Genomic DNA, 21,745 nt, shown 5'->3' with positions numbered 1-21,745 from the left:
TCTTGAACCACCGTCCGCTGCACGACGGCTGGACCCTGTCGTCGGAGGAGGCCGCGGACCTCATCACCGGGGTCCCCGCCACCGTGCCCGGCTGCGTGCACACCGACCTGCTCGCCGCCGGCCTCATCGACGATCCCTACCTCGACGACAACGAGCGCCGGCTGGCCTGGATCGGCCGCCGGGACTGGACCTACCGCACCGCCTTCACCTGGTCGCCGGACGAGCACGAACGCACCGACCTGGTGTGCCGGGGGCTCGACACGGTCGCGGAGGTCACGCTCAACGGGGTCCGCCTCGGGAGCACGGCCAACCAGCACCGCTCCTACCGCTTCCCCGTCCGCCACCTGCTGCGCGCCGGCGCCAACGAGCTGAGCGTGACCTTCGGCTCGGCCTACGCCTACGCCGAGGAGCGGCGGGCGGCGCTGGGGGAGCGGCCCGGCGCCTACGACGAGCCGTACCCGTTCATCCGCAAGATGGCCTGCAACTTCGGCTGGGACTGGGGCCCGACCCTGGTCACCGCGGGCATCTGGCGGCCGATCGGGCTGGAGAGCTGGAGCGGGGCCCGGCTGGCGGAGGTGCGGCCGCTGGCGTACGCGGACGGGACGGTGCGGGTGCACGTCCGGGTCGAGCGGGCGGCGGAGGGGCCGCTCACGCTGTCGGCCGAGGTCGCCGGGGTCACCGCGGAGCGGCGCATCGACGGCCGCGCCGCCGTGCTCGCGCTGAAGGTGCCGGACCCGGAGCTGTGGTGGCCGCGCGGCCACGGCGCGCAGCCCCTGTACGACCTCGCGGTGCGGCTCGGCGAGGACGAGTGGCGCGGCCGGATCGGCTTCCGCTCGATCGAGCTGGAACGCGAGGCGTTCCGGTTCAAGATCAACGGGGTGCCGGTCTACGTCAAGGGCGTCAACTGGATCCCCGACGACTGCTTCCCCTCCCGCGTGACCCGCGAGCGGCTGGCCGAGCGGTTCGGGCAGGCCGCCGACGCCGGGGTGAACCTGCTGCGCGTCTGGGGCGGCGGCCTGTACGAGAGCGACGACTTCTACGACCTGGCCGACGAGACGGGCCTCATGGTGTGGCAGGACTTCCCGTTCGCCTGCGCCGCCTACCCCGAGGAGGAGCCGTTCCGCTCGGAGGTCGAGGCCGAGGCCCGCGAGAACGTCACCCGCCTGGCCCCGCACCCCAGCCTCGTGCTGTGGTGCGGCAACAACGAGAACCTGGAGGGGTACGCCGACTGGGGCTGGCGCGACCGGCTCCAGGGCCGGAGCTGGGGCGCCGGCTTCTACCACGACCTGCTGCCGGGCCTCGTGGCCGAGCTGGACCCGACGCGGCCGTACTGGCCGGGCAGCCCCTACTCCGGCGCCCCCGGCCTGCCGCCCAACGACCCGGCGCGCGGCACGATCCACATCTGGGACGTCTGGAACCGCGAGGACTACACCCGCTACGCCGCCTACCGGCCGCGCTTCGTCGCCGAGTTCGGCTTCCAGGGGCCGCCCGCGTACGCCACGCTGCGCCGGGCCTCCTCCGACGAGCCGCTGACCCCGGGCTCCTCGCACCAGAAGGCCGTGGACGGCCAGGACAAGCTGCTGCGCGGGCTCGGCGCGCACCTGCCGCGGCCGCGCACGTTCGACGAGTGGCACTACCTGACGCAGCTCAACCAGGCGCGGGCGGTGGCCTTCGGCGTCGAGCGCTTCCGCGCGCTCATGCCGCACACCATGGGCACGATCGTCTGGCAGCTCAACGACTGCTGGCCGGTCACGTCCTGGTCGGCGGTGGACGGCGACGGGCGGCGCAAGCCGCTGTGGCACGCGCTGCGCCGCGCCTACGCCGACCGGCTGCTCACCTGGCTGGACGGCGAGCTGGCGGTGGTCAACGACGCCCCGCAGGCGTGGTCGGGCGAGCTGGAGCTGACCAGGCGCCGGCTGAGCGGCGAGCCGCTGGCCAAGGAGGTGGTCGCCGTGCACGTGGCGCCGCGCGCGGTGACCAGGGTGGAGCTGCCGCCCTCGGTGGCCGCCGCCGACGACCCGGCGCGCGAGCTGCTGTCGGCCCGCCTCGGCGCGGTGCGCGCGGTGCGCCTCTACGCCGAGGACCCGGCCGTGGCCTTCCCGCGGGCCGCCTTCGACGCGCACGCCGAGCCCGCGCCGGGCGGCTACCGGGTGACGGTCGCCGCGCGCACCGTGCTGCGCGAGCTGGCGCTCTTCCCCGACCGGCTGGACCCGGCCGCGGCCGTGGACGACCAGCTCGTCACCCTGCTGCCGGGCGAGAGCGCGGTCTTCCACGTCGCCACCGACGAGGAGCTGGACCCGGCGGCGCTGACCCGCTTCCCGGTGCTGCGGTGCCTCAACGAGGACGTCACACCCTGAACTCCTCGGTGCGGTGCCCGTAGGCGGGCACCGCGGCCCGCATCGCCTCGGTGACGACCGGCGGCGGCAGCGGCTCGACCTCGCGCGCGTGGAAGGCCAGCACGTCCTCGCCGGCGGCGTACAGCTCGCGCACGGCGGCCAGGCAGGGGCCGACCACGCTCGCGTCGGTGATCCGCCGGCCGCCCCGGCAGCCGCCGTGGCGGTCGTAGAGCACCTCGTACATCAGGGAGGGGCCGAAGACGACCAGCTCGGGCAGCGGGTCGAGGCGCGCGACCCGCGCGGCCGGCACCACCCGGCACGGGGAGCCGGCGCGCGCCCGCACGGCCAGCACGTGCATCTCCCACTGCAGGTACGGCGAGACCGGCAGCTCCGCCACCCGCACCCGCCGGACCGGCACCCGGCTGCGGAAGTAGTGCTCAAGAGGCTCGGCCATGCGGGCGACCAGGGCGAGGGAGCCCGCCCAGTCGCCGTCCATCATGGCCCGCCAGCTCGCCACGTCGGGCTCGTAGAAGTCCTGGGCGCGCTCCAGCTTCCACATCGGCTCGGTGCTCACGGCGTGGTCGCGGTCGAAGGCGTCCTGGTACCCCGCCGCGTCGAGGACGAGCGCGCCGGCGTGCCGCACGGCGGCGAACGGACTGTCGATCCCGGCCGGAGCGCCGTGCTCGGTCATGCGGCTCCTTCGCGCGTCTGGAAGACCCGCCCAGATCATCAATGGAGCCCCTGACAGGGTCAAGGCCCAAAAACGATCTGCGCGGGCCTCCTCAGCCGCGGTAGTGGAAGCGCCGGTGGACCAGGCTGAAGACCATGGCCACCAGCCACACGCCGAACAGCACCTTGAAGATGCCGAAGCCGCCCACCATCAGCCCGATGACCATGAACAGGAACAGCACCCCGACGAACGGGTGCGGGCCGCGGTGGTGGCGGCGCCCCGGGTGGCCCTTCCACTGGTGGCGCATCTGGTGGCGCATCTCCCGGTGGGCCCGGCGCCACTCGTGCCGGGCCTGGTGCAGGGACTGCATCTGCGCGTGGTGCGCGCCCATCGCCTCACGCCAGTCGCCCATGACCGCGCCGGCCGCGTCGTGGCGGGGCCCGGGCTCGCGGTAGGCGGGCCTGGGACCGGGCAGGTCGGCCGTGACCTGGGCGAGGTCACGGCCGGTCTTGGCGGCCAGCGCGTGGTCCAGCCGCTCGTCGAGCTCCTCGCGGGTCAGGCGGCCCTGCGCGAAGTGCTCGCGCAGCGCCTCCATCGTCTGCTCGCGCTCGGCGTCGCCGATGCGGAGGTCGTTGTGGTCCATGCCTGTTCCTCGCCCTTCCGGCCTCGCTGGGTCACTCCTCGCCCGGTTCGCCGTCGGCCAGGATCTGGTAGAGCTTGCGCCGGGTCTCCACCAAAGTCTTACGCGCTTCGCGGATTTGTGCGTCGTTCCCGGTCTGCAGAATCTGCATCATCGCGAAGGCGGACTGGCGGCCGATCTGCCACAGCTCGGTGACGTTGTCGTCGACGTCGGGGCGCATGTCGTCCCACGGCGCGCGGACCTCGTCGGCGTGCGCGTCGACGTAGGCGCGGCCCTCCTCGGTGAGGCGGAAGGTCTTGCGGCCCTCGCTCTCCTCGGCGACCACCAGGCCCTCGTCGGTGAGCTGCTGGAGCGCCGGGTAGACGGCGCCGGGGCTGGGCTTCCAGCCGCCCTCGCTGCGCTCGGCGATCTCCTGGATGATCTGGTAGCCGTTGCGCGGCTCCTCGGCCAGCAGGGCCAGGATCGCGGCGCGGACGTCGCCCCGCTTGGCCTTGCGGCTGCGGCCGCCCCAGCCGCGGTGGCCGCCGAACGGCCCGCCGGGGCCGCCCCACGGGCCGCGCCCGAAGTCGAACGGGAACGGGCCGCCCGGCCCGCCCCTGCGGCCGCGCTCCCTGTGCTCGTGGCGGTGCTGTTCGTGCCGGCGGTGCGAGCGGCCACCCATCTCCTCGAAGGCGTCGGCGACGGCCTTGAAGGCCTCGCGGGCGGCGCGCCGGTACTCGTGGGCGCCCGGCCAGGGGCCGGACGCTGCCTGTGCGGAACTCATAGGTTTCCCCCTATATCGTGATTCGTTCTCGATGCGTCAAAGATATATCGCTACTGTGTCGACAGCAAGCCCGGGGCCTACGTGAGCCAGATCACAAAAAAGTTACGGAATCCGGGAACAGGATTGGGGATGGAGCCGTTGAACACAGCAGACGAGGTCGTTCCGCGTCGGCAGGGCTGGGGGGTGCTGTCGCCGCGAGAAACGACCTCGTCTGCGTTTCCGGGGAAGTTCCGCGCACGTCGGGGGAAGTAAAGGAGCGGCATGCCGGGCCGCGTAAAGCGCTTCTTTGCCGTACAGTCCCGATCATGATGGGGCACACGCACGCGATGACCGGGGCCATCGCCTGGCTGGGGCTCGCGCCGCCGCTGGCCGCGCTCCCGCTGCTGAGCGACACCTCACGGTTCATCGAGACCGGCATCATGGCCACCGCCCTCAGCCCGGCCGAGCTCATCGCCGGAGCGATCATCTGCGCGGGCGCCGCCATGCTGCCCGACCTCGACCATCCCAGCGCGACCATCGCGCAGACCTTCGGCCCGGTCACCTGGCTGCTCAGCAAGCTCGTGTCCTGGCTCAGCGGCGGGCACCGCGGCGCCACCCACTCGCTGGCCTTCGCCGTGGCGTTAGGCTTCGGCGCGCACTGGCTGGCCAACGCCTATCCCATCGGCCGCGACGTCATGGTGGTGCTGCTCATCGGCCTGGCCCTGCGCGCGATCGGCGTCGGCATCCCGGGCAACAAGCTCGGCTCGGCGATGGTCAACATCGGCATGACCGCCGGCCTGTACGCCGTCTTCCTCTCCCTCGGCGTCGGCTACGCCTGGCTCGGCCTCGCGGTCGGGGTCGGCTGCCTGATCCACGTCGTCGGCGACTGCATGACCGAGCGCGGCTGCCCCGTGCTCTGGCCGCTCGGGGCCAAGTTCGTGCTGCCGTGGAAGATCGGCATCAAGACCGGCAAGAAGTTCGAGCAGAAGATCCTGGCCCCGATCCTGTCGGTGGCGATCATCGGCCTGCTCTTCTGGCGCCTCGCGCCGGTTTAACTTGATGTCGAGATATCCTAGGTAATATCTTGACGTCGAGACATCCGCCGCGGCCGAGGTGGTTAGGGTTACCTAACGTACGTGTCGTTCCGGCTGTGCGGCAGGATTTGACTGAACACAGGTCTGATGAGGAGGCGAATCACCGTGTCCGCGAACAGCTTCGGCAGCCGTGACACGCTGCGCGTCGGCGACGCGTCATATGAGATTTTCCGGCTGGATGCCGTCGAGGGCGCCGCACGCCTCCCGTACAGCCTGAAGATCCTGCTGGAGAACCTCCTGCGCACGGAGGACGGCGCGAACATCACCGCCGACCACATCCGCGCGCTCGGCGGCTGGGACCCGAACGCCGCGCCCAGCGTGGAGATCCAGTTCACCCCGGCCCGCGTCATCATGCAGGACTTCACCGGCGTGCCCTGCGTCGTCGACCTCGCCACCATGCGCGAGGCCGTCCGCGACCTCGGCGGCGACCCGGCCCGCATCAACCCGCTGGCCCCGGCCGAGATGGTCATCGACCACTCCGTGATCGTCGACTACTTCGGCCACCCCGACGCCTTCCAGCGCAACGTCGAGCGCGAGTACGAGCGCAACCGCGAGCGCTACCAGTTCCTGCGCTGGGGCCAGACCGCCTTCGACGAGTTCAAGGTCGTCCCGCCCGGCACCGGCATCGTCCACCAGGTCAACATCGAGCACCTGGCCCGCGTCGTCATGACCCGCGACGGCAAGGCCTACCCCGACACCTGCGTGGGCACCGACTCCCACACCACGATGGAGAACGGCATCGGCGTGCTCGGCTGGGGCGTCGGCGGCATCGAGGCCGAGGCCGCGATGCTCGGTCAGCCGATCTCCATGCTCATCCCGCGCGTGGTCGGCTTCAAGCTGAGCGGCAAGCTGCCCGCCGGCGCCACCGCCACCGACCTGGTGCTGACCATCACCGAGATCCTGCGCAAGCACGGCGTGGTCGGCAAGTTCGTCGAGTTCTACGGCGAGGGCGTCTCCTCCGTGCCGCTGGCCGACCGGGCCACGATCGGCAACATGAGCCCCGAGTTCGGCTCCACCTGCGCGATCTTCCCGATCGACGGCCAAACCGTCGACTACCTGCGCCTGACCGGCCGCTCCGAGGAGCAGATCGCCCTCGTCGAGGCCTACGCCAAGGCCCAGGGCCTGTGGCTCGACCCGGCGGCGCCCGAGCCGGTCTTCTCCGAGTACATCGAGCTCGACCTCGGCACCGTCGTCCCGTCCATCGCCGGCCCCAAGCGCCCCCAGGACCGCATCGCGCTGTCCGACGCCAAGCGCGCCTGGCGCGCCGCGGTCAAGGACTACGCGCCGAGCGTGCAGGGTCCCGCCGACGAGGCCTCCGCCGAGTCGTTCCCGGCCTCCGACTCCCCGGCCATCAGCCACGACGGCAACGGCGACAAGCCGCACGCCGCCGGGCTCAACGGCGAGCGGCCGCACCGCGTCGTCCCGGTCACGCTGGCCGACGGCACCTCGTTCGAGATCGACCACGGCATCGTCTCGATTGCCGCGATCACCTCGTGCACCAACACCTCCAACCCGTACGTCATGCTCGGCGCGGCCCTGCTCGCCCGCAACGCCGTCGACAAGGGCCTCAACCGCAAGCCGTGGGTCAAGACCTCGCTCGCGCCCGGCTCCCAGGTCGTCACCGGCTACTTCGAGCGCTCCGGGCTCCAGCCGTACCTCGACAAGATCGGCTTCAACCTGGTCGGCTACGGCTGCACCACCTGCATCGGCAACTCCGGCCCGCTGCTGCCGGAGATCTCCGAGGCCATCCAGGACAACGACCTCGCCGTCACCGCGGTGCTGTCCGGCAACCGCAACTTCGAGGGCCGGATCAACCCCGACGTCAAGATGAACTACCTGGCCTCGCCGCCGCTCGTGGTGGCGTACGCGCTGGCCGGCACCATGGACATCGACCTCGACAACGAGCCGCTCGGCACCGGCTCCGACGGCGAGCCGGTCTACCTGCGCGACATCTGGCCCTCCCCGGAGGAGGTCGCCGAGGTCGTGCACTCCTCGATCGGCCGCGAGATGTTCGAGCGCGACTACGCCGACGTCTTCAAGGGCGACGACCACTGGCGCTCGCTGCCGATCCCGACCGGCGACACCTTCGAGTGGGACCCCGAGTCCACCTACGTGCGCAAGGCCCCCTACTTCGACGGCATGCCGGAGAAGCCCGAGCCGGTCACCGACATCGCCGGCGCCCGCGTGCTGGTCAAGGTCGGCGACTCCGTCACCACCGACCACATCTCGCCGGCCGGCTCGATCAAGGCCGGCACCCCGGCGGCGCAGTACCTCCAGGCGCACGGCGTCGAGGTCAAGGACTTCAACTCCTACGGCTCGCGGCGCGGCAACCACGAGGTGATGATCCGCGGCACGTTCGCCAACATCCGCCTCCGCAACCAGATCGCCCCCGGCACCGAGGGCGGCTACACCCGCGACTTCACCCAGCCCGACGGCCCGGTGTCGTTCATCTACGACGCCTCCGTCAACTACGCCGCCGCCGGCACGCCGCTCGTGGTGCTGGCCGGCAAGGAGTACGGCTCGGGCTCCTCGCGCGACTGGGCGGCCAAGGGCACGGCGCTGCTCGGCGTGCGGGCCGTCATCGCCGAGTCCTACGAGCGCATCCACCGCTCCAACCTCATCGGCATGGGCGTGCTGCCGCTGCAGTTCCCCGAGGGCGCCACGGCCGAGTCGCTGGGCCTGACCGGCGAGGAGACGTTCGAGATCACCGGCGTCGAGGAGCTCAACAAGGGCGGCGTCCCGCGCACCGTGCACGTCAAGGCGGGCGAGGTCGAGTTCGACGCGGTCGTGCGCATCGACACGCCGGGAGAGGCCGACTACTACCGGCACGGCGGCATCATGCAGTACGTCCTGCGCTCGCTGCTGGCCAAGTGATCTTCCCGCCTCCCGCCCGGTCATGAGCCGGGCTGGGGACGGGGGTTGGGGCGCGATCCTCACGCGCCCCGCATCGGGGGAACCACCCGAGCCAGAAAGGGCCGCCCGGCGGAACACCCACCGCCGGGCGGCCCTTCCCCGTTCAGCGGCCGTGCGCGCGGTGCCGGCGCACCGACAGCGGGACGAACACCGCGATCAGCGCGGCCGACCACAGCAGGCTCGCCGCGACCGGGTGCCGCAGCGGCCAGGCGGCGGCCGGCGACCCCGCCGGGTTGCCGAACAGCAGGCGGGTGGCCGCCGTCACCGCGCTCATCGGGTTCCACTCGGCGACCGGCCGCAGCCAGCCCGGCAGCCCGCGCGTCGGCACGAACGTGTTGGCCAGGAACGTCATCGGGAACAACCAGCCGAACGTGGCCGCGTCCGCCTGGGCGGCACTCCTGACCAGCAGCCCGATCCAGGTGCCGACCCAGATCATCGCGAAGCCGAACAGCGCCAGCAGCCCGAACGCCCCCGCCGTCGCCGCGACCGGGCCGTGCGGCCGCCAGCCGGCCAGCAACACCGCCGCGGCCACCATGGACGCCAGTGACAGCAGGTGCGTCGACAGGTCGGCCACGCTGCGGCCGATCAGCACGGCGCCGGGGGCGACCGGCTGGACGCGGAGGCGGTCCATGACGCCGCGCTCCATGTCCGCGCCGACCGCCGTCGCCGCGGCGGCCGCGGTCATGGTCATGACCTGCGTGAAGATGCCCGGCATCAGGTACGAGCGGTAGTCGCCGCCGCCCGGCAGGGTGATCGCGCTGCCGAGGACGTAGCCGAACAGGACCGTCATGAGCACGGGCAGGACGAGGAAGGCGGCCAGCTCGCCCGGCTGCGCGCGCAGGCGGGAGTAGCTGCGGCCGGCGATCGTGAGGGAGTCGGCGATGGTCCGGTGAAGCGTCTGCATGGGGCGTCCTTCAGGCCGTGAGGTGCAGGAACACCTCGTCCAGAGTGGGGCGGCGCAGGGTGAGGTCGGCCACGGGGACGCCGGCGTCGTCCAGCGCGCGGGCGACGCGCAGCAGCGAGCGCGCGCCGTCCGGCGCGGGGACGCGCACCACGAGGCCGCCGTCCCCGCCGAGCCCCAGGGCGGCGCGGGCCCGGACGGCGTCGGCCGCGCTCGCGAAGGCGGCCTCCACGCGGTCGCCGCCCACCCGCCGCTTCAGCTCGGCGGGCGGCCCGGAGGCGGCCACCGCGCCGTCGCGCAGCACCACGACCTGGTCGGCCAGGTGGTCGGCCTCGTCCAGGTACTGCGTGGTGAGCAGCAGCGTGGTCCCCTCGCCGACCAGGGCGCGCAGCAGCTCCCAGAGCTGGAGGCGGCTGCGCGGGTCGAGCCCGGTGGTGGGTTCGTCGAGGAACAGCACGGGCGGCGCGACGATGAGGCTCGCCGCGAGGTCCAGGCGGCGGCGCATGCCCGCCGAGTAGGTCCGCACCCGCCGCTCGGCCGCCCCGTCCAGGCCGAAGCGCTCCAGCAGCTCGCCGGCCCGCTCCCGCGCCCGCTTCCTGGGCAGGTGGTGGAGCCGGCCGAACAGCTCCAGGTTGCGGCGGCCGGTCAGCAGCTCGTCCACGGCCGCGTGCTGCCCGGCCAGGCCGATCAGGCGGTGCAGCCGGTCGGCGTCGCGGACGACGTCCAGGCCGGCGACCTCGGCCCGGCCGGCGTCCGGGAGCAGCAGCGTGGCGAGGATGCGGACGAGCGTGCTCTTGCCCGCGCCGTTGGGCCCGAGCAGCCCGCACACCGTGCCGGCCGGGACCTCCAGGCCGACGCCCCGCAGCGCCGGCCTGCCGCCGTGCCGGTACCGCTTGCGCAGGTCCTCCGCGTAGATCATGGCCACGCCTCCTTAACGTTGTTAAATCAGCGTGCCCTGAACACCGTTAAGCTGTCAATCGTGGGACTGGAGAGAGCCGCCATCGTCGAGACCGCGCTGCGCCTGCTGAACGAGACCGGCCTCGACGGCCTGACGCTGCGCCGCCTCGCCGCCGAGCTGGACGTGCGCGCGCCGGCCCTCTACTGGCACTTCGCGAACAAGCAGGAGCTGCTGGACGCCATGGCGGCGCGGATGGCCGCCGGGATGCGCGCGGTGGACGGGGGCGGCGGGTGGCGGGAGGCGCTGCGCGGCTTCGCCCGCGGCCTGCGCGCCACGCTCAACGCCTACCGCGACGGGGCGCGGCTCGCGGCCGGGACGCGGCCGTCGCCGGAGCTGTTCGCGAGCACCGAGCGGTCGGTGGCGGCCCTGGAGTCGGCCGGCTTCCCGGCGGCCGACGCCGTGCAGGCGATGATCACGCTGAGCGGGTACGTGGGCGGGTTCGTCCTGGAGGAGCAGTCCGACCGCACCCGCCCGGACGCGGGGGACGGCCCGCCGGACCTGGCGGAGTTCGCCCGGGCGTACCCGCGGCTGGCCGCGGGGCTGGCCGCGATCGGCGACCCGCAGGGGGAGCGCTCGTTCGACCGCGGCCTGGAGCTCATCCTGGACGGCCTGGAGCTGCGGCTGCGCTCCTACGCCACCCGCGAGGCCGGGGCCGACCAGGTGTCGCAGGCGGAAGGGGAGACGGCCCGGTAGCCGCGCTCCAGCCAGCGCACCCTCGTGACGCCCTTGCCGTGGCTGCGCACCCCGTCGAAGTCGTCGCCGCCGGCCCGGGCGGCCTCCAGCAGCGCCTCCCAGTCGGCCCGGGCGCGCCCCAGCGAGCCCCACACGCTGCCCAGGAACGCGCCCGCCAGGCAGTCGGCCTGCAACTCGTAGCGGCGCCTCGCGGCGCCCTCCCGGGCCTCCGGCAGGCGCACGCCCATCAGCCGCTGCACGTGGTGCCCGTACTCGTGGGCGGCCACCTTGAACGGGTACAGGTCGGTGCGGCCCTCGATCCAGGAGCCGGTGAGCGGGAAGACCAGCGTGCGCCGCTCGACGCAGTAGAACGCGGCGGCCTGCGCGGGCCAGTCGCCGCCGCACACCCGGTCGGCGGGCTCCTCGAAGTAGCGCACGATCGGCTCACGGAAGGTCCGCCCGGCGCGCTCGACGTACGCCTTCCACGACTTGTCCAGACATTTCACGACCGCCGCCAGGTACTCCCGCGTCCGCGGGATCCCGCCCGCGCTGATCGCCGGCTCCGGGCAGGCCCCGGCCGGCAGCCGCCCCGCCTGCACGGGGAACGCGGGACCGCCCGCCACGGCGGCGGCGAGAGCGAGAGCGACCGGCAGGACCTGCACGACCGGCAGCTTAACCGAGCGCCGGCGCGCCAGGGCGAGCGGCGGTCGCGGCCATGGTTGGGACGAGGCCGAAGCATGGAGATGGTTAGCTCTCCTCTGTGACTGATGCGGCGTTGGTACTGGTAATCGGTGGTTTGGCGGTATTTGTCGGGGCGATCGTGCAGGGCGGGGTGGGATTCGGGCTCGGGCTGGTGGCGGCGCCCGTGCTCACGATGCTGGAGCCGGACCTCATGCCGGGCGCCATCCAGGTGGTCAACATGACGCTGCCGCTGCTCACCCTGGTCGCCGAGTGGCGGAAGGTGGACTGGCCGGGGCTGGGGTTCGCGGTGCTGGGGAGGATCCCCGGGAGCGTGCTCGGCGCGCTCGTCGTCGTCTACGTGTCGGTCCAGGTGCGGGGGTTGCTCGTGGCGGCCATGGTGCTGGTCGCGGTGGCGCTCACCGCGCGGGCGCTGAGCGTGCCGCGCAACGGCGTCACCATCACCTCGGCGGGGTTCGTGTCGGGCGTGACCGGCACCGCCACGGGCATCGGCGGGCCGCCCATCGCGCTGGTCTACCAGTCGGCCAGGGGGCCGCAGATCCGGGCCACGCTCGCCATGTTCTTCTTCCTCAGCGCCGCCCAGTCGCTCGTGATCCTGGCCGTCGTGGGCGAGCTGCCGGGGCGGGCGCTGGGCACCGGGGCGTTCCTGATCGTCCCCATGGCGCTGGGGTTCCTGGCGTCCGGGCCGCTGCGCCGTTACCTGGACGGCGGCCGGGCTCGGGGGGCCGTCCTCGCGGTGGCGGCCCTGTCCGCGCTGGCGCTGGTCGCGCAGAACGTGATCGGCCGGCTCTGAGGCCCCCGCGCCGGGGCGAATGAGTGTGAACGCCCGCGACGCCGTTGGCAAGAGCCTTTCGGGCTGGGCGCGAATCACCCGGCAGGAGGCCCGCCCAGAAAGGCTGTAAGTTTGTTGTGAATATCTCCAGGGTTTCGCCGCGCCCGATCGCCCGGAAAAATCCCTGACCTGCCCGGTTCCCGTGCGGCGGCTTTTCGGGTTTTGCGCACGATGCGCTGTCGGGCGGCCTACGCCCTGTGATCTGTTCCAAAGTAGGGCCAGCTCAGATCGGAGATGAGAGCCTGCCGCGGGGAAGATTCAGCGGGGGTTGACAAAGAATTGTGACCGGCTGACCATCTCCGTCGTATGCACCCGTGAGGGCTCTCGCCGCCCTCGCCCCGCCTATTTCCGCATGCTCTTCGCCAACGCCGCGGCGTTTTTTCGCCATGTCCGCGGTGTGCTCCGGCAATGCCTTTTTCCCGTAGCAGAGAACCCCGGAGGAATTCCCGTGGCAAGACGCAGTACGACACGGCGGACCCGGCGATTACTGGCCGGGACGCTGGTGCTCGCGGTCGCGCTGGGCGGCCCGCAGCTCCCCGTCCTGGCGGCGACGCCGGGCCCGTCCGAACCCGGCGACGCGCGCGGCGGCTGGCAGCCGGACAGCGAGCGCGGCTGGCTGGAGGACCTGCAGGACTGGCTGACCGGCGGCGGCACGCCCGAGCCGCGCGACCTCGGCGTGCAGGCGGTGCCCCGGCGCGACCAGGAGCCCGCGGCGCGGCGGCTCCCGCCCGCCAAGCGGGTCAAGGAGCTGGCCGAGGCGCGCGGCGCGCACTCCCGCACGTTCCTGCTGGAGGACGGCCGGCGCCAGGAGGAGGTCTCCGCAGGGCTCCTGAATTATCGCGATAAATCCGGCAAATGGCAGCCGATCGTCACCGACCTCACCCCCACCGACCGGTCCGGCTTCGCCTACGGCAACCAGCGCAACGTCTACCGGAGCTTCTTCGGCGCCGACCCGGACGCGCTGCTCCGCGTCGAGCTGGACGACGTGTCCGTCACTCTCGGCGCGAACGGCGTCAAGCACGGCAAGCCGCAGGTCAAGGACAACACCGCCACCTACTCCTACGACGGGGGCGGCGCCCGGCTGGCCTACCGGGTGACCCCGGAGGGCGCGAAGGAGCAGATCGTCCTCGACGCCCCGCCCGCCGGGCCGGCCACCTACGCCTTCACCCTGAGGACGGACGGCCTGCGGGCCTGGCAGCGGCCGGACGGCTCGATCGCGCTCTACCGCGGCGACTTCGACGGTAAGCCGGTCATGGAGATCCCCAGGCCGTACATGACCGACGCCCGCGACGACGCCGCCTCGCCGTACGGCAAGACCTACAGCCCCAAGGTGTCGCAGGCCATGACCTGGGACGCCGCGGCGGGCCTGCTGCGGATCACGGTGACCGCCGACCGCGCCTGGCTGACGGACCCGGCCCGCCGGTACCCCGTGGTCATCGACCCGACGATCAGGATCTCGCCGACGCCCAGCGTCTCGCAGGACACCATGATCGTCTCCGACTCCCCGGACACGAACTACGAGGGGAGCTGGCGGCTGTCCACCGGCACGTCGTCCAGCGGGGTGTCCAGGGCGCTGCTGAAGTTCCCGCTGCCCGGGGTGCCGTCCGGCACCAGGATCGACTCGGCGCAGCTCCAGGTCTACTACGACCAGGACCTCCCGACCAGCACCGGGACCAGCAACACCGTCACGCTGGAGGCGCACCGCGCCACCGCCGCCTGGGACGAGACCACCGCCACCTGGAACACGGCCAAGAACCTGACCGGCGAGCTGGGCGGCAACACCGAGGTCGTGGACGACGGCGACGCGGGCCGCACCGCGGCGACCGGCGCCTGGCCGGTGTCCACCAGCTCGCTGGCGGCCGCCGCCGTGGGCGGCGACTACCTGTACAACAAGGACACGGTGGCCGGCGACCGCTACACCTGGACCCCGCGCCTCACCGAGGACGGCGACTACCGGGTGGACGTCCACTACGTGGAGGCGTCCGACCGCTCCACGGCCGCGCCGTACACCGTCACCTACAACGGCGGCAGCAAGACCTACGCGGTCAGCCAGTACGCCTCCGCCACCACGAACGGCGTGTGGAAGACGCTGGGCACCCACCCGTTCGTGGCGGGCACCGCCGGCAAGGTCGTCCTCGGCGACGGCCCGGCCTCGGCCTCGACCGCGGTGATCGCCGACGCCGTGCGGCTGACCAAGGACGCCACCCAGGTCCGGCCCGCCGGGGCGAACGGCAGCCAGTGGCACTCGTTCGCGGTGCGCTCCATCGTCCAGTCGTGGCTCGACGGCACCACGCAGAACCACGGCTTCGTGCTCAAGGCCGCCGACGAGACCCTCAACAAGGGCGGCGTGCGCTACGAGGGCAGCCTCTACTCCTACGGCGGCGAGACCGCGACCTACCCGCGCCTGGTGCTGACCTACGGCCGCCAGGGCGTGAACGTCGACCCGCCCGCCACCATCCACGCCTCCGGCGCGGAGCTGACCTGGCCCGCGTACCGGGACCCGTCGGACGCGGCCGCGGACGACCTCGCCGAGTACCAGGTCCACCGGAGCGTCTACCAGACCTTCACCCCGTCGGCGGCCACGCTGGTCGCGCCGGTGCCGGCGGGCACCACGTCGTTCGCCGACTCGACCGCCAAGCCGACCCCGGCCGACTCCACCGACCCGTTCGGCCAGGTCTACTACTACATGGTCGCGGTGAAGACCAAGGACGGGCAGCTCGTCCCCGGCCCGACGGAGATCGCCGCGCTGCCGAAGGCCGGCCGGACCGTCAAGGTGTTCCAGGGCGGCACGGCGGACACGACGCTGGCGAGCGGCCAGCCGGACGTCAACCAGGACGCGCTGGCCGGCGCGCCGTGGCTGTCGGTGGGCAACAACTCCGGCACGTACGGCACCACCCGGGCCGTGCTGAAGTTCCCCGGCGTCTCCGCCGTCCCGCAGGCCGCCCGCGTGCTCGACGCGCAGCTCGACCTGTGGGAAGTGACCATGATCGGGTCGGCGGCGGCCACGTACGAGCTGCGCGGCCTCGCCACCGACTTCGACGAGAAGAGCGCCACCTGGAACAAGGCGACCTCGGCCAAGGCGTGGACGACGGCCGGCGGCGACTACGCGGCCACGGTCGCCGGCAGCTACGCCGGGCTCAGCAACGACCCCTACCGGCGCAGCTTCACCGCCACGGCCCTCGCGCAGAGCTGGGTCGCGACCCCGTCCGGCAACCACGGGGTGATGGTCAAGCTGGCCAACGAGACCACGCCCGCCGAGCGGACCCTGTTCCTGTCCGACGAGGCGGCCGAGCCGCAGCTCCGGCCGCAGCTCCGGGTCACGTACCTGGAGAAGACCACCGACGACACCTACTACGCGCCGGACACCGCGCTGCGGATGGCCGAGGGCGGCCAGAGCGCCACCGAGGTGACGCTCACCAACACCACGGCGGCGACGTGGAAGGCGGCGGACTACGTGCTGTCGTACCGCTGGGCGCTGCCCGACGGCACCGACGTGACCACGGCCGCGAACCAGGTGAGGACCGCGCTGCCGAAGGACCTCGCGCCCGGCGCGTCGGTCACCGTACAGGCGCAGGTCAAGGCCCCGGTGACGGCCGACGAGAGCAACAAGCGCACGAGCTACCTGCTGCAGTCCGACCTCTACAACAGGACCACGAACGCCTGGCTGTCGGCCGCCGAGGGCATCCCGTCGCTGACCCAGTCGGTGGCGGTGGACAAGCCGACCTCCGACCAGCTCGGCCTGGAGCGGTTCTACGAGTACGCGGGCCGCGACACCGGCGCGGGCGGCGTGGTGCGCAACAACCTGTACTCGGGCAACGCCGTCTGGACCTACAACCCCTGGCTGCACCCCTCGCGCGGCGACTTCGCCACCCTCGTCAACCTCGCCTACAACTCCAAGGACACCTCGAACAGCTCGATGGGGTTCGGCTGGTCGCTGCAGGCGTCCATGCCGATGCGGCTCGGCTCGCCGCTCGACTTCCACCCCAACCCGAACCCGACCACGGTCACCATGACCGACGGGGACGGCACCGGCCACACCTTCACCTGGGACGACGAGGCGGCGGAGTGGATCAGCCCGAAGGGCGTCCACCTGTACCTGCAGCGCCTGGTGAGCTGCGGCCCGAAGACCGAGGAGTCGCGGGCGTGGGTGATGACCCAGCCCGACCGCACCCAGTTCTACTTCGACTGCGACGGCTACCTGTCGGCGACGCAGGACCGCAACGGCATGGTCAACACGGCGTCGTTCACCTACGCCTCCCGCAGGTCGAACAACAAGCCGGTGAAGTTCCTGCGCTACATCACCGACCCGGCCGGCCGGCAGACGCTGACCGTCGAGTACTACCAGAAGGGCGAGAACTACACCTGGATCAACGACCAGGGCGAGGAGGTCTACTGGGCGAACCTGGTCAACCCCAACATCATCGACCGGGTCAAGTCCGTCACCGACATCGAGGGCCGCAAGCTCACCTTCCTGTACACGAGCTGGGGCCTGATGGCCAAGCTGATCGACGGCGACGGCCACGACGGCGCCAAGGCGTTCCGCTTCACCTACGACATGACGCAGGGCACCAAGAACGCCAAGCTCGTCGAGGTCACCGACCCGCGCGGCCACGGCACCGCCCTCGCCTACTACTACCCGCAGGCCGGCGACGACCCGAAGTTCCACTGGTCGGCCAAGACCGTCACCGACCGGCTCGGCGGCGTCACCGCGTTCGGCTACGTCGACCCCGACGGCGCGACCGGCGCCACCCTCGACACCACCGTCACCGACGCGGAGAACCACGCCACCGCCTACCACCTGGACGCGTTCGGGCGGCCGGTCCGCATCACCGACGCCAGGAGCCAGGTCACGAACCTCGGCTGGGACGCCGACCACAACGTGATCCGCGAGGAGGAGCCCAACGGCGCCGTCACCACCTCCGGCTACGACCCGCTCACCGGCGACCGGCTGTGGGTGCGCGACGCGGAGGCGAACCGCAACGGCACCCCGGCCACGACGTACACGTACCAGAGCGGGTTCGGCGGGCACATCGCCGACCTGACGGCCGAGACCAGCCCGGAGGGCCGCCGCTTCACCTTCGCCTACGACCCGTGGGGCAACCTGACGGCGGTCACCGACCCGGTCGGCAACACCACCGACACCCCGGGCGACTACACCACCAGGTACGCCTACGACGTCTACGGCCAGGTCACCCAGGCCACCGACGCGAACGGCAACGCCACCGCGTTCGGCGACTACGACGCGACCGGCCAGCCGCAGCTCATCACCGACGCCAACGGCGACGCCACGCACCTCAGCTACGACTGGCGGGGCCTGCCGCTGACGGTCACCAACCCGCTGGGCACGGCGAGCCGGCGCTCGTACGACCTGTTCGGCCGGCCCTTGACCAGCACCGTGCAGAAGGACCGCGCGGCCGGCAAGAACATCGTCACGCCCGCGCCCGTCTACGACGCCAACGACAACGTCACCAAGGCCACCGCGCCCAACGGCGCCGTCACGACCACCGTCTACGACGCCAACGACCAGGTCACCGCCTCGCTCGAACCCAAGGACGACCAGAGCGACGCCCCCGAGCGCAGGACCTCCTTCACCTACGACAAGGTCGGCAACCGGCTGACGATCACCGAGCCCAACGGCAACGCCAGCGCCGCCGCGGGCGACTTCGTCACCACCAAGACCTACGACGAGGTCTACCGGCTCACCGCCGTGACCGACGCCAAGGGCTACCAGAGCAGGTACCTCTACGACACCGCCGGCAACCTCACCTGGATCATCGACCCCCGCAAGAACGCCACCCCCGACCCGCTCGACTACACGGCCAAGTTCAGCTACGACCACGACCACCGGGTGACGGCGGTCACCGACGCCGGCGGGTACACCACGAGCGCCGGCTACGACCGCGACGGCCTGCAGACCACCTCCACCGACCAGAACGGCACGGTCTCCACCACCGTGTACGACGCGCGCGGCAAGGTGGTCGAGACCCGCGCCCCGCACGAGGTGACGGACGGCGCCGTCAAGGAGACGATCCACCGCTTCACCTACGACCAGGCCGGCAACCGGACCAGGACCATCACCCCGCGCGGCGTGGCGACCGCCGACGACGCGGACGACTTCCTCACCGAGATCCGCTACGACAAGCTGAACCGGGCCGTCGAGCAGGTCTTCCCGTTCGACGAGGACGACGACCAGAGCGGGCCGGACTACCCGTACCGCACGCCGCAGAGCGTCCAGTACACCTACGACGCGGCCTCGCGCCTGACGTCGGTGGCGCTGCCGCCGCCCGACCCCGCCCACACCCCGAACCCGGACCACCGGGGCCGGATCGTCAGCCGCACCGAGTACTACGACAACGGGTGGATCAAGAAGTCGGTCGACCCGTTCGGCGTCGCCGTCAGCTACGACTACAACGACCTCGGGGAGCAGACTCAGCGGACGGTGACCGCCGCCGACGGCACCCAGCAGCGGACGCTGGAGTGGGGCTACCACCCCGACGGCAAGCTCAAGCACCACGCCGACCAGGGCGGCTCGTCCGCGCCGCCGTACCCGCAGGCGGTGTCGTTCGACTACCTCTACGACCCGAACGGCAACCTCAAGAAGATCACCGACACCTCGCAGACCGCGGCGATCGACCAGTGGGACCTCGACTACACCGACCTCAACCAGGTGGAGAAGGTCACCGAGAGCCTCGACGGGACGGTGCGGAACACCACCGCCTACGGCTACAACGAGGTCGGCGGCCTGATCCGGCGCGCCCACGACAAGACGGTCGCCGACTACACCTACGACGCCCGCGACCTGCTCGCCACGGTGCGCAACGCCGCCGGCGCGACCGACCCCAGCCCCAGGCTGACCCAGTACACCTACACGCCGCGCGGCGAGCGGAAGACCGAGACCAAGTCCAACGGCAACGTCGCCGGCTACGAGTACTACCTCGACGGGCTGCTGCGGCACTCGGTGGAGAAGAAGCCCGACGGGGCCGTGCAGGCCGAGCACACCCTGACCTACCAGGCCGACCTGCGCGTCTCCCAGGACCACACCAAGGTGCAGTGCGTCGAGTTCCGGTGCCTGTTCCCCGACGTGACCAAGAACTACACCTACGACCCGCGCGACCGCGTCACCAGGATCGAGTACCTCGGCCAGGCGCGCAGCGAGGAGTACCGCTACGACGCCAACAACAACGTGGTCCTGCAGAACGTCGCGGGGACCTCGACCAACTTCCAGTACGACTGGAACCGCCTGGTCAGGGGCGGCGACCTGGCGAGCTACTCCGAGTACTCCTACGACCCCTCCGGCCGCCTGTCGCAGGTGACCGCGGGCGACGACAAGACGGTCACCGCCTCCTACTTCTACAACGCCTTCGACCAGATCACCCGCACCGAGCAGGTCGGCGTGGACGGCGTCGACCGGGCCACCGACTACAGCTACGACCCGCTCGGCCGCACCGCCTCGACCACCGCCCACGACGGTAAGAAGACCACCTACTCCTACCTCGGCATGTCGGGCGAGGTGCTGGACGAGGAGGTCGCGGGCGCGATCACCCGCTCGTTCGAGTACTCGGCGTGGGACGAGCGCCTGTCCATGGCCAAGGCCGGCGCGAACGGCGGCGCCGCCGAGCGCAGCGTCTACGGCTACGACCCGCAGGGCAACGTGGAGATCCTCACCACGGACACCGGCGACACCCGCGCCACCTACGGCTACAGCCTGTTCGGCTCGCTGGTGCCGGGCTCGGTCAGCGGCGTGGACACCCCCGACTCGGCCGACCCCTACAAGGAGCCCTACAACCCGTACTGGTTCGGCGCGAGGAGGTACGACCAGCTCTCCTCCAGCTACCAGATGGGCAACCGCAACTACCTGCCCACCAGCCACCAGTACCTCACGCCCGACTCCCGGCAGGACGCCGGCGCCGACCTCGGCCTGAACCTCCAGCCGGGCACCAGCAACCGCTACGGCTTCGCCGCCGGCCTGTCCATCGCCAACCTCAGCTACTCGCCGCCGATGGACTGGAAGCGGGAGCTCGCCTCCATCGGCGCCGGGCTGCTGGTCGGGCTCGGGGTCGGCGCGCTGGCCGCGCTCTGCCCGGAGACCGGCGGGGCGACCTGCGGCCTCGCGGTCGCCATCGCCGCCGGCGCGGCCGCCTCGGCGGCCGGCTACGGCGTGAGCGTCGCCATGGACCCCGGCCGCAGCTTCGACGCGGGCGAGTTCGCCCTGGAGACGCTGACCGGGGCGGCCGTCGGCGCGGCCACGTTCGGCCTCGGCCGGCTGCTGGGCGGCGGCTCCCGCGTCATCGGGTGCACGCCCAACAGCTTCGTGCCCGGCACGAAGGTCCTGCTGGCCGACGGCAGCACCAAGGACATCGACAAGGTGGAGACCGGGGACCAGGTCCTCGCCACCGACACCGCCACCGGCGAGACCAAGGCCGAGCCCGTCACCGGCCTGATCGCCGGCGAGGGCGACAAGCGCCTGGTCGAGATCACCCTCGACACGGACGGCAGGAAGGGAGACCGGACCGGCAAGATCACCGCCACGGACGAGCACCCGTTCTGGGTCCGCGACCGCGGCGCGTGGGTGAACGCCGAGGACCTTGAGCCCGGCATGTGGCTGCGCACCTCGGCGGGCACGTACGTGCAGGTCAAGGCGGTCAAGAAGCGGACCGCGCACCGCCAGCGCGTGCACAACCTGACGGTGGCCGGCGCGCACAGCTACTACGTGCTGGCCGGCGGCGTGGCGGTCCTCGTCCACAACGCCAGCCCCAAGTGCGGGATCACCATCAGGACCGAGCTGGCCGACAACCTGCCGGCCGGCATCAAGGCCCGCTACGCCCAGTCCGTCGCCGCGGTCGAGACGGCCGCGAACCGGCTCGCGCAACGACCTCAGGACATCCTGCGGGGCTTCACCCGGGACGAGCTGAGGGAGTACCGCAGGCTGATCAAGGCGAACGACTTCGCCAACGCGCGCCGGTTCTTCGGCTCGGCCTTCCACCGGGCGCTGCACCGCGAGCTGAACGCCATCGATCCGGGACGCTGGGTCTACAAGCCCAGCTGGGGCGTCGACTTCTACGACCGCCGCCTCATGAACTGGGTCGAGTTCACCACCGTCAAGGACTACGCCAACCACGTCGCCCGCACCACGGCGGGCGTCTACAGCAAGGTGCCGTACGTGCTGTACAGCGTCGGGCGCCTGCCCTCGTAGGAACCGTCCCGGGCGGCGGCGGAGCTCCTTCCGCCGCCGCCCGGAGGCGGTGTAATAAACTGCGCCGGTGATCGAGCCGGCGGTCGGAGCGGCAG

12 protein-coding genes are annotated in these 21,745 nt (G+C 72.0%); 6 read left to right on the top strand and 6 right to left on the bottom strand.

What is annotated here, in order from left to right:
• Window positions 1-2: 2 nt before the first annotated feature.
• Window positions 3-2,357: a glycoside hydrolase family 2 protein gene (locus tag MF672_RS27555; protein WP_242373538.1), complete on the top strand. Its 2,355-nt coding sequence runs from the start codon at window positions 3-5 to the stop codon at window positions 2,355-2,357.
• Here MF672_RS27555 and MF672_RS27550 read toward each other — a convergent pair.
• From MF672_RS27550 to MF672_RS27540, 3 genes are all read right to left on the bottom strand, one after another.
• Window positions 2,347-3,027: a DUF6879 family protein gene (locus MF672_RS27550; protein ID WP_242373539.1), complete on the bottom strand. Its 681-nt coding sequence runs from the start codon at window positions 3,025-3,027 to the stop codon at window positions 2,347-2,349. The genes MF672_RS27555 and MF672_RS27550 overlap by 11 nt on opposite strands.
• 91 nt (window positions 3,028-3,118) lie before the next feature.
• Entirely contained in the window at window positions 3,119-3,649 is a 531-nt protein-coding gene (locus MF672_RS27545) for a DUF1707 SHOCT-like domain-containing protein (protein WP_242373540.1), read from the bottom strand.
• 31 nt (window positions 3,650-3,680) lie between these two features.
• Window positions 3,681-4,409, bottom strand: coding sequence for a PadR family transcriptional regulator (locus tag MF672_RS27540; RefSeq protein WP_242373541.1), 729 nt, complete (start codon window positions 4,407-4,409; stop codon window positions 3,681-3,683).
• A 305-nt stretch (window positions 4,410-4,714) separates the two neighbouring features.
• On the opposite strand from MF672_RS27540, the gene MF672_RS27535 reads away from it, so the two are divergent.
• Entirely contained in the window at window positions 4,715-5,443 is a 729-nt protein-coding gene (locus tag MF672_RS27535; protein ID WP_242373542.1) for a metal-dependent hydrolase, read from the top strand.
• Window positions 5,444-5,587: 144 nt separating this feature from the next.
• Window positions 5,588-8,356, top strand: a complete 2,769-nt coding sequence (gene acnA / locus MF672_RS27530) for an aconitate hydratase AcnA (RefSeq protein ID WP_302893267.1) — start codon at window positions 5,588-5,590, stop codon at window positions 8,354-8,356.
• A gap of 142 nt (window positions 8,357-8,498) precedes the next feature.
• Here the strand turns inward: acnA and MF672_RS27525 are convergent, their stop codons facing one another.
• Entirely contained in the window at window positions 8,499-9,299 is an 801-nt protein-coding gene (locus MF672_RS27525; protein WP_242373544.1) for an ABC transporter permease, read from the bottom strand.
• 10 nt (window positions 9,300-9,309) lie between these two features.
• A complete protein-coding gene (locus tag MF672_RS27520; RefSeq protein ID WP_242373545.1) occupies window positions 9,310-10,215 on the bottom strand; it encodes an ATP-binding cassette domain-containing protein in 906 nt (301 codons plus the stop codon).
• 60 nt (window positions 10,216-10,275) lie between these two features.
• Between MF672_RS27520 and MF672_RS27515 the strand changes: the two genes are divergently transcribed.
• The gene (locus MF672_RS27515; protein WP_242373546.1) at window positions 10,276-10,947 is read left to right on the top strand and encodes a TetR/AcrR family transcriptional regulator C-terminal domain-containing protein; all 672 of its coding nucleotides are present in this window, start codon (window positions 10,276-10,278) and stop codon (window positions 10,945-10,947) included.
• Here MF672_RS27515 and MF672_RS27510 read toward each other — a convergent pair.
• Window positions 10,884-11,588, bottom strand: a complete 705-nt coding sequence (locus MF672_RS27510; protein WP_242373547.1) for a neutral zinc metallopeptidase — start codon at window positions 11,586-11,588, stop codon at window positions 10,884-10,886. The two genes, MF672_RS27515 and MF672_RS27510, sit on opposite strands and share 64 nt — an antisense overlap.
• A 134-nt stretch (window positions 11,589-11,722) precedes the next feature.
• Here MF672_RS27510 and MF672_RS27505 point away from each other — a divergent pair, with 134 nt between their 5' ends.
• Both MF672_RS27505 and MF672_RS27500 read left to right on the top strand, forming a co-directional pair.
• On the top strand, window positions 11,723-12,418 hold the full coding sequence (locus MF672_RS27505; protein WP_242373548.1) for a TSUP family transporter: 696 nt from the start codon (window positions 11,723-11,725) through the stop codon (window positions 12,416-12,418).
• Window positions 12,419-12,905: 487 nt separating this feature from the next.
• Window positions 12,906-21,650 (top strand): DNRLRE domain-containing protein, encoded by an 8,745-nt coding sequence (locus MF672_RS27500; RefSeq protein WP_242373549.1) that lies wholly within the window; start codon window positions 12,906-12,908, stop codon window positions 21,648-21,650.
• Window positions 21,651-21,745 lie beyond the last annotated feature (95 nt).

This window comes from Actinomadura luzonensis (assembly GCF_022664455.2).
GTDB classification, from domain to species: Bacteria; Actinomycetota; Actinomycetes; order Streptosporangiales; family Streptosporangiaceae; genus Nonomuraea; species Nonomuraea luzonensis.
The sequence above is the reverse complement of the archived record's forward strand: the minus strand, read 5'-3'. Positions and strand labels throughout refer to the sequence as shown.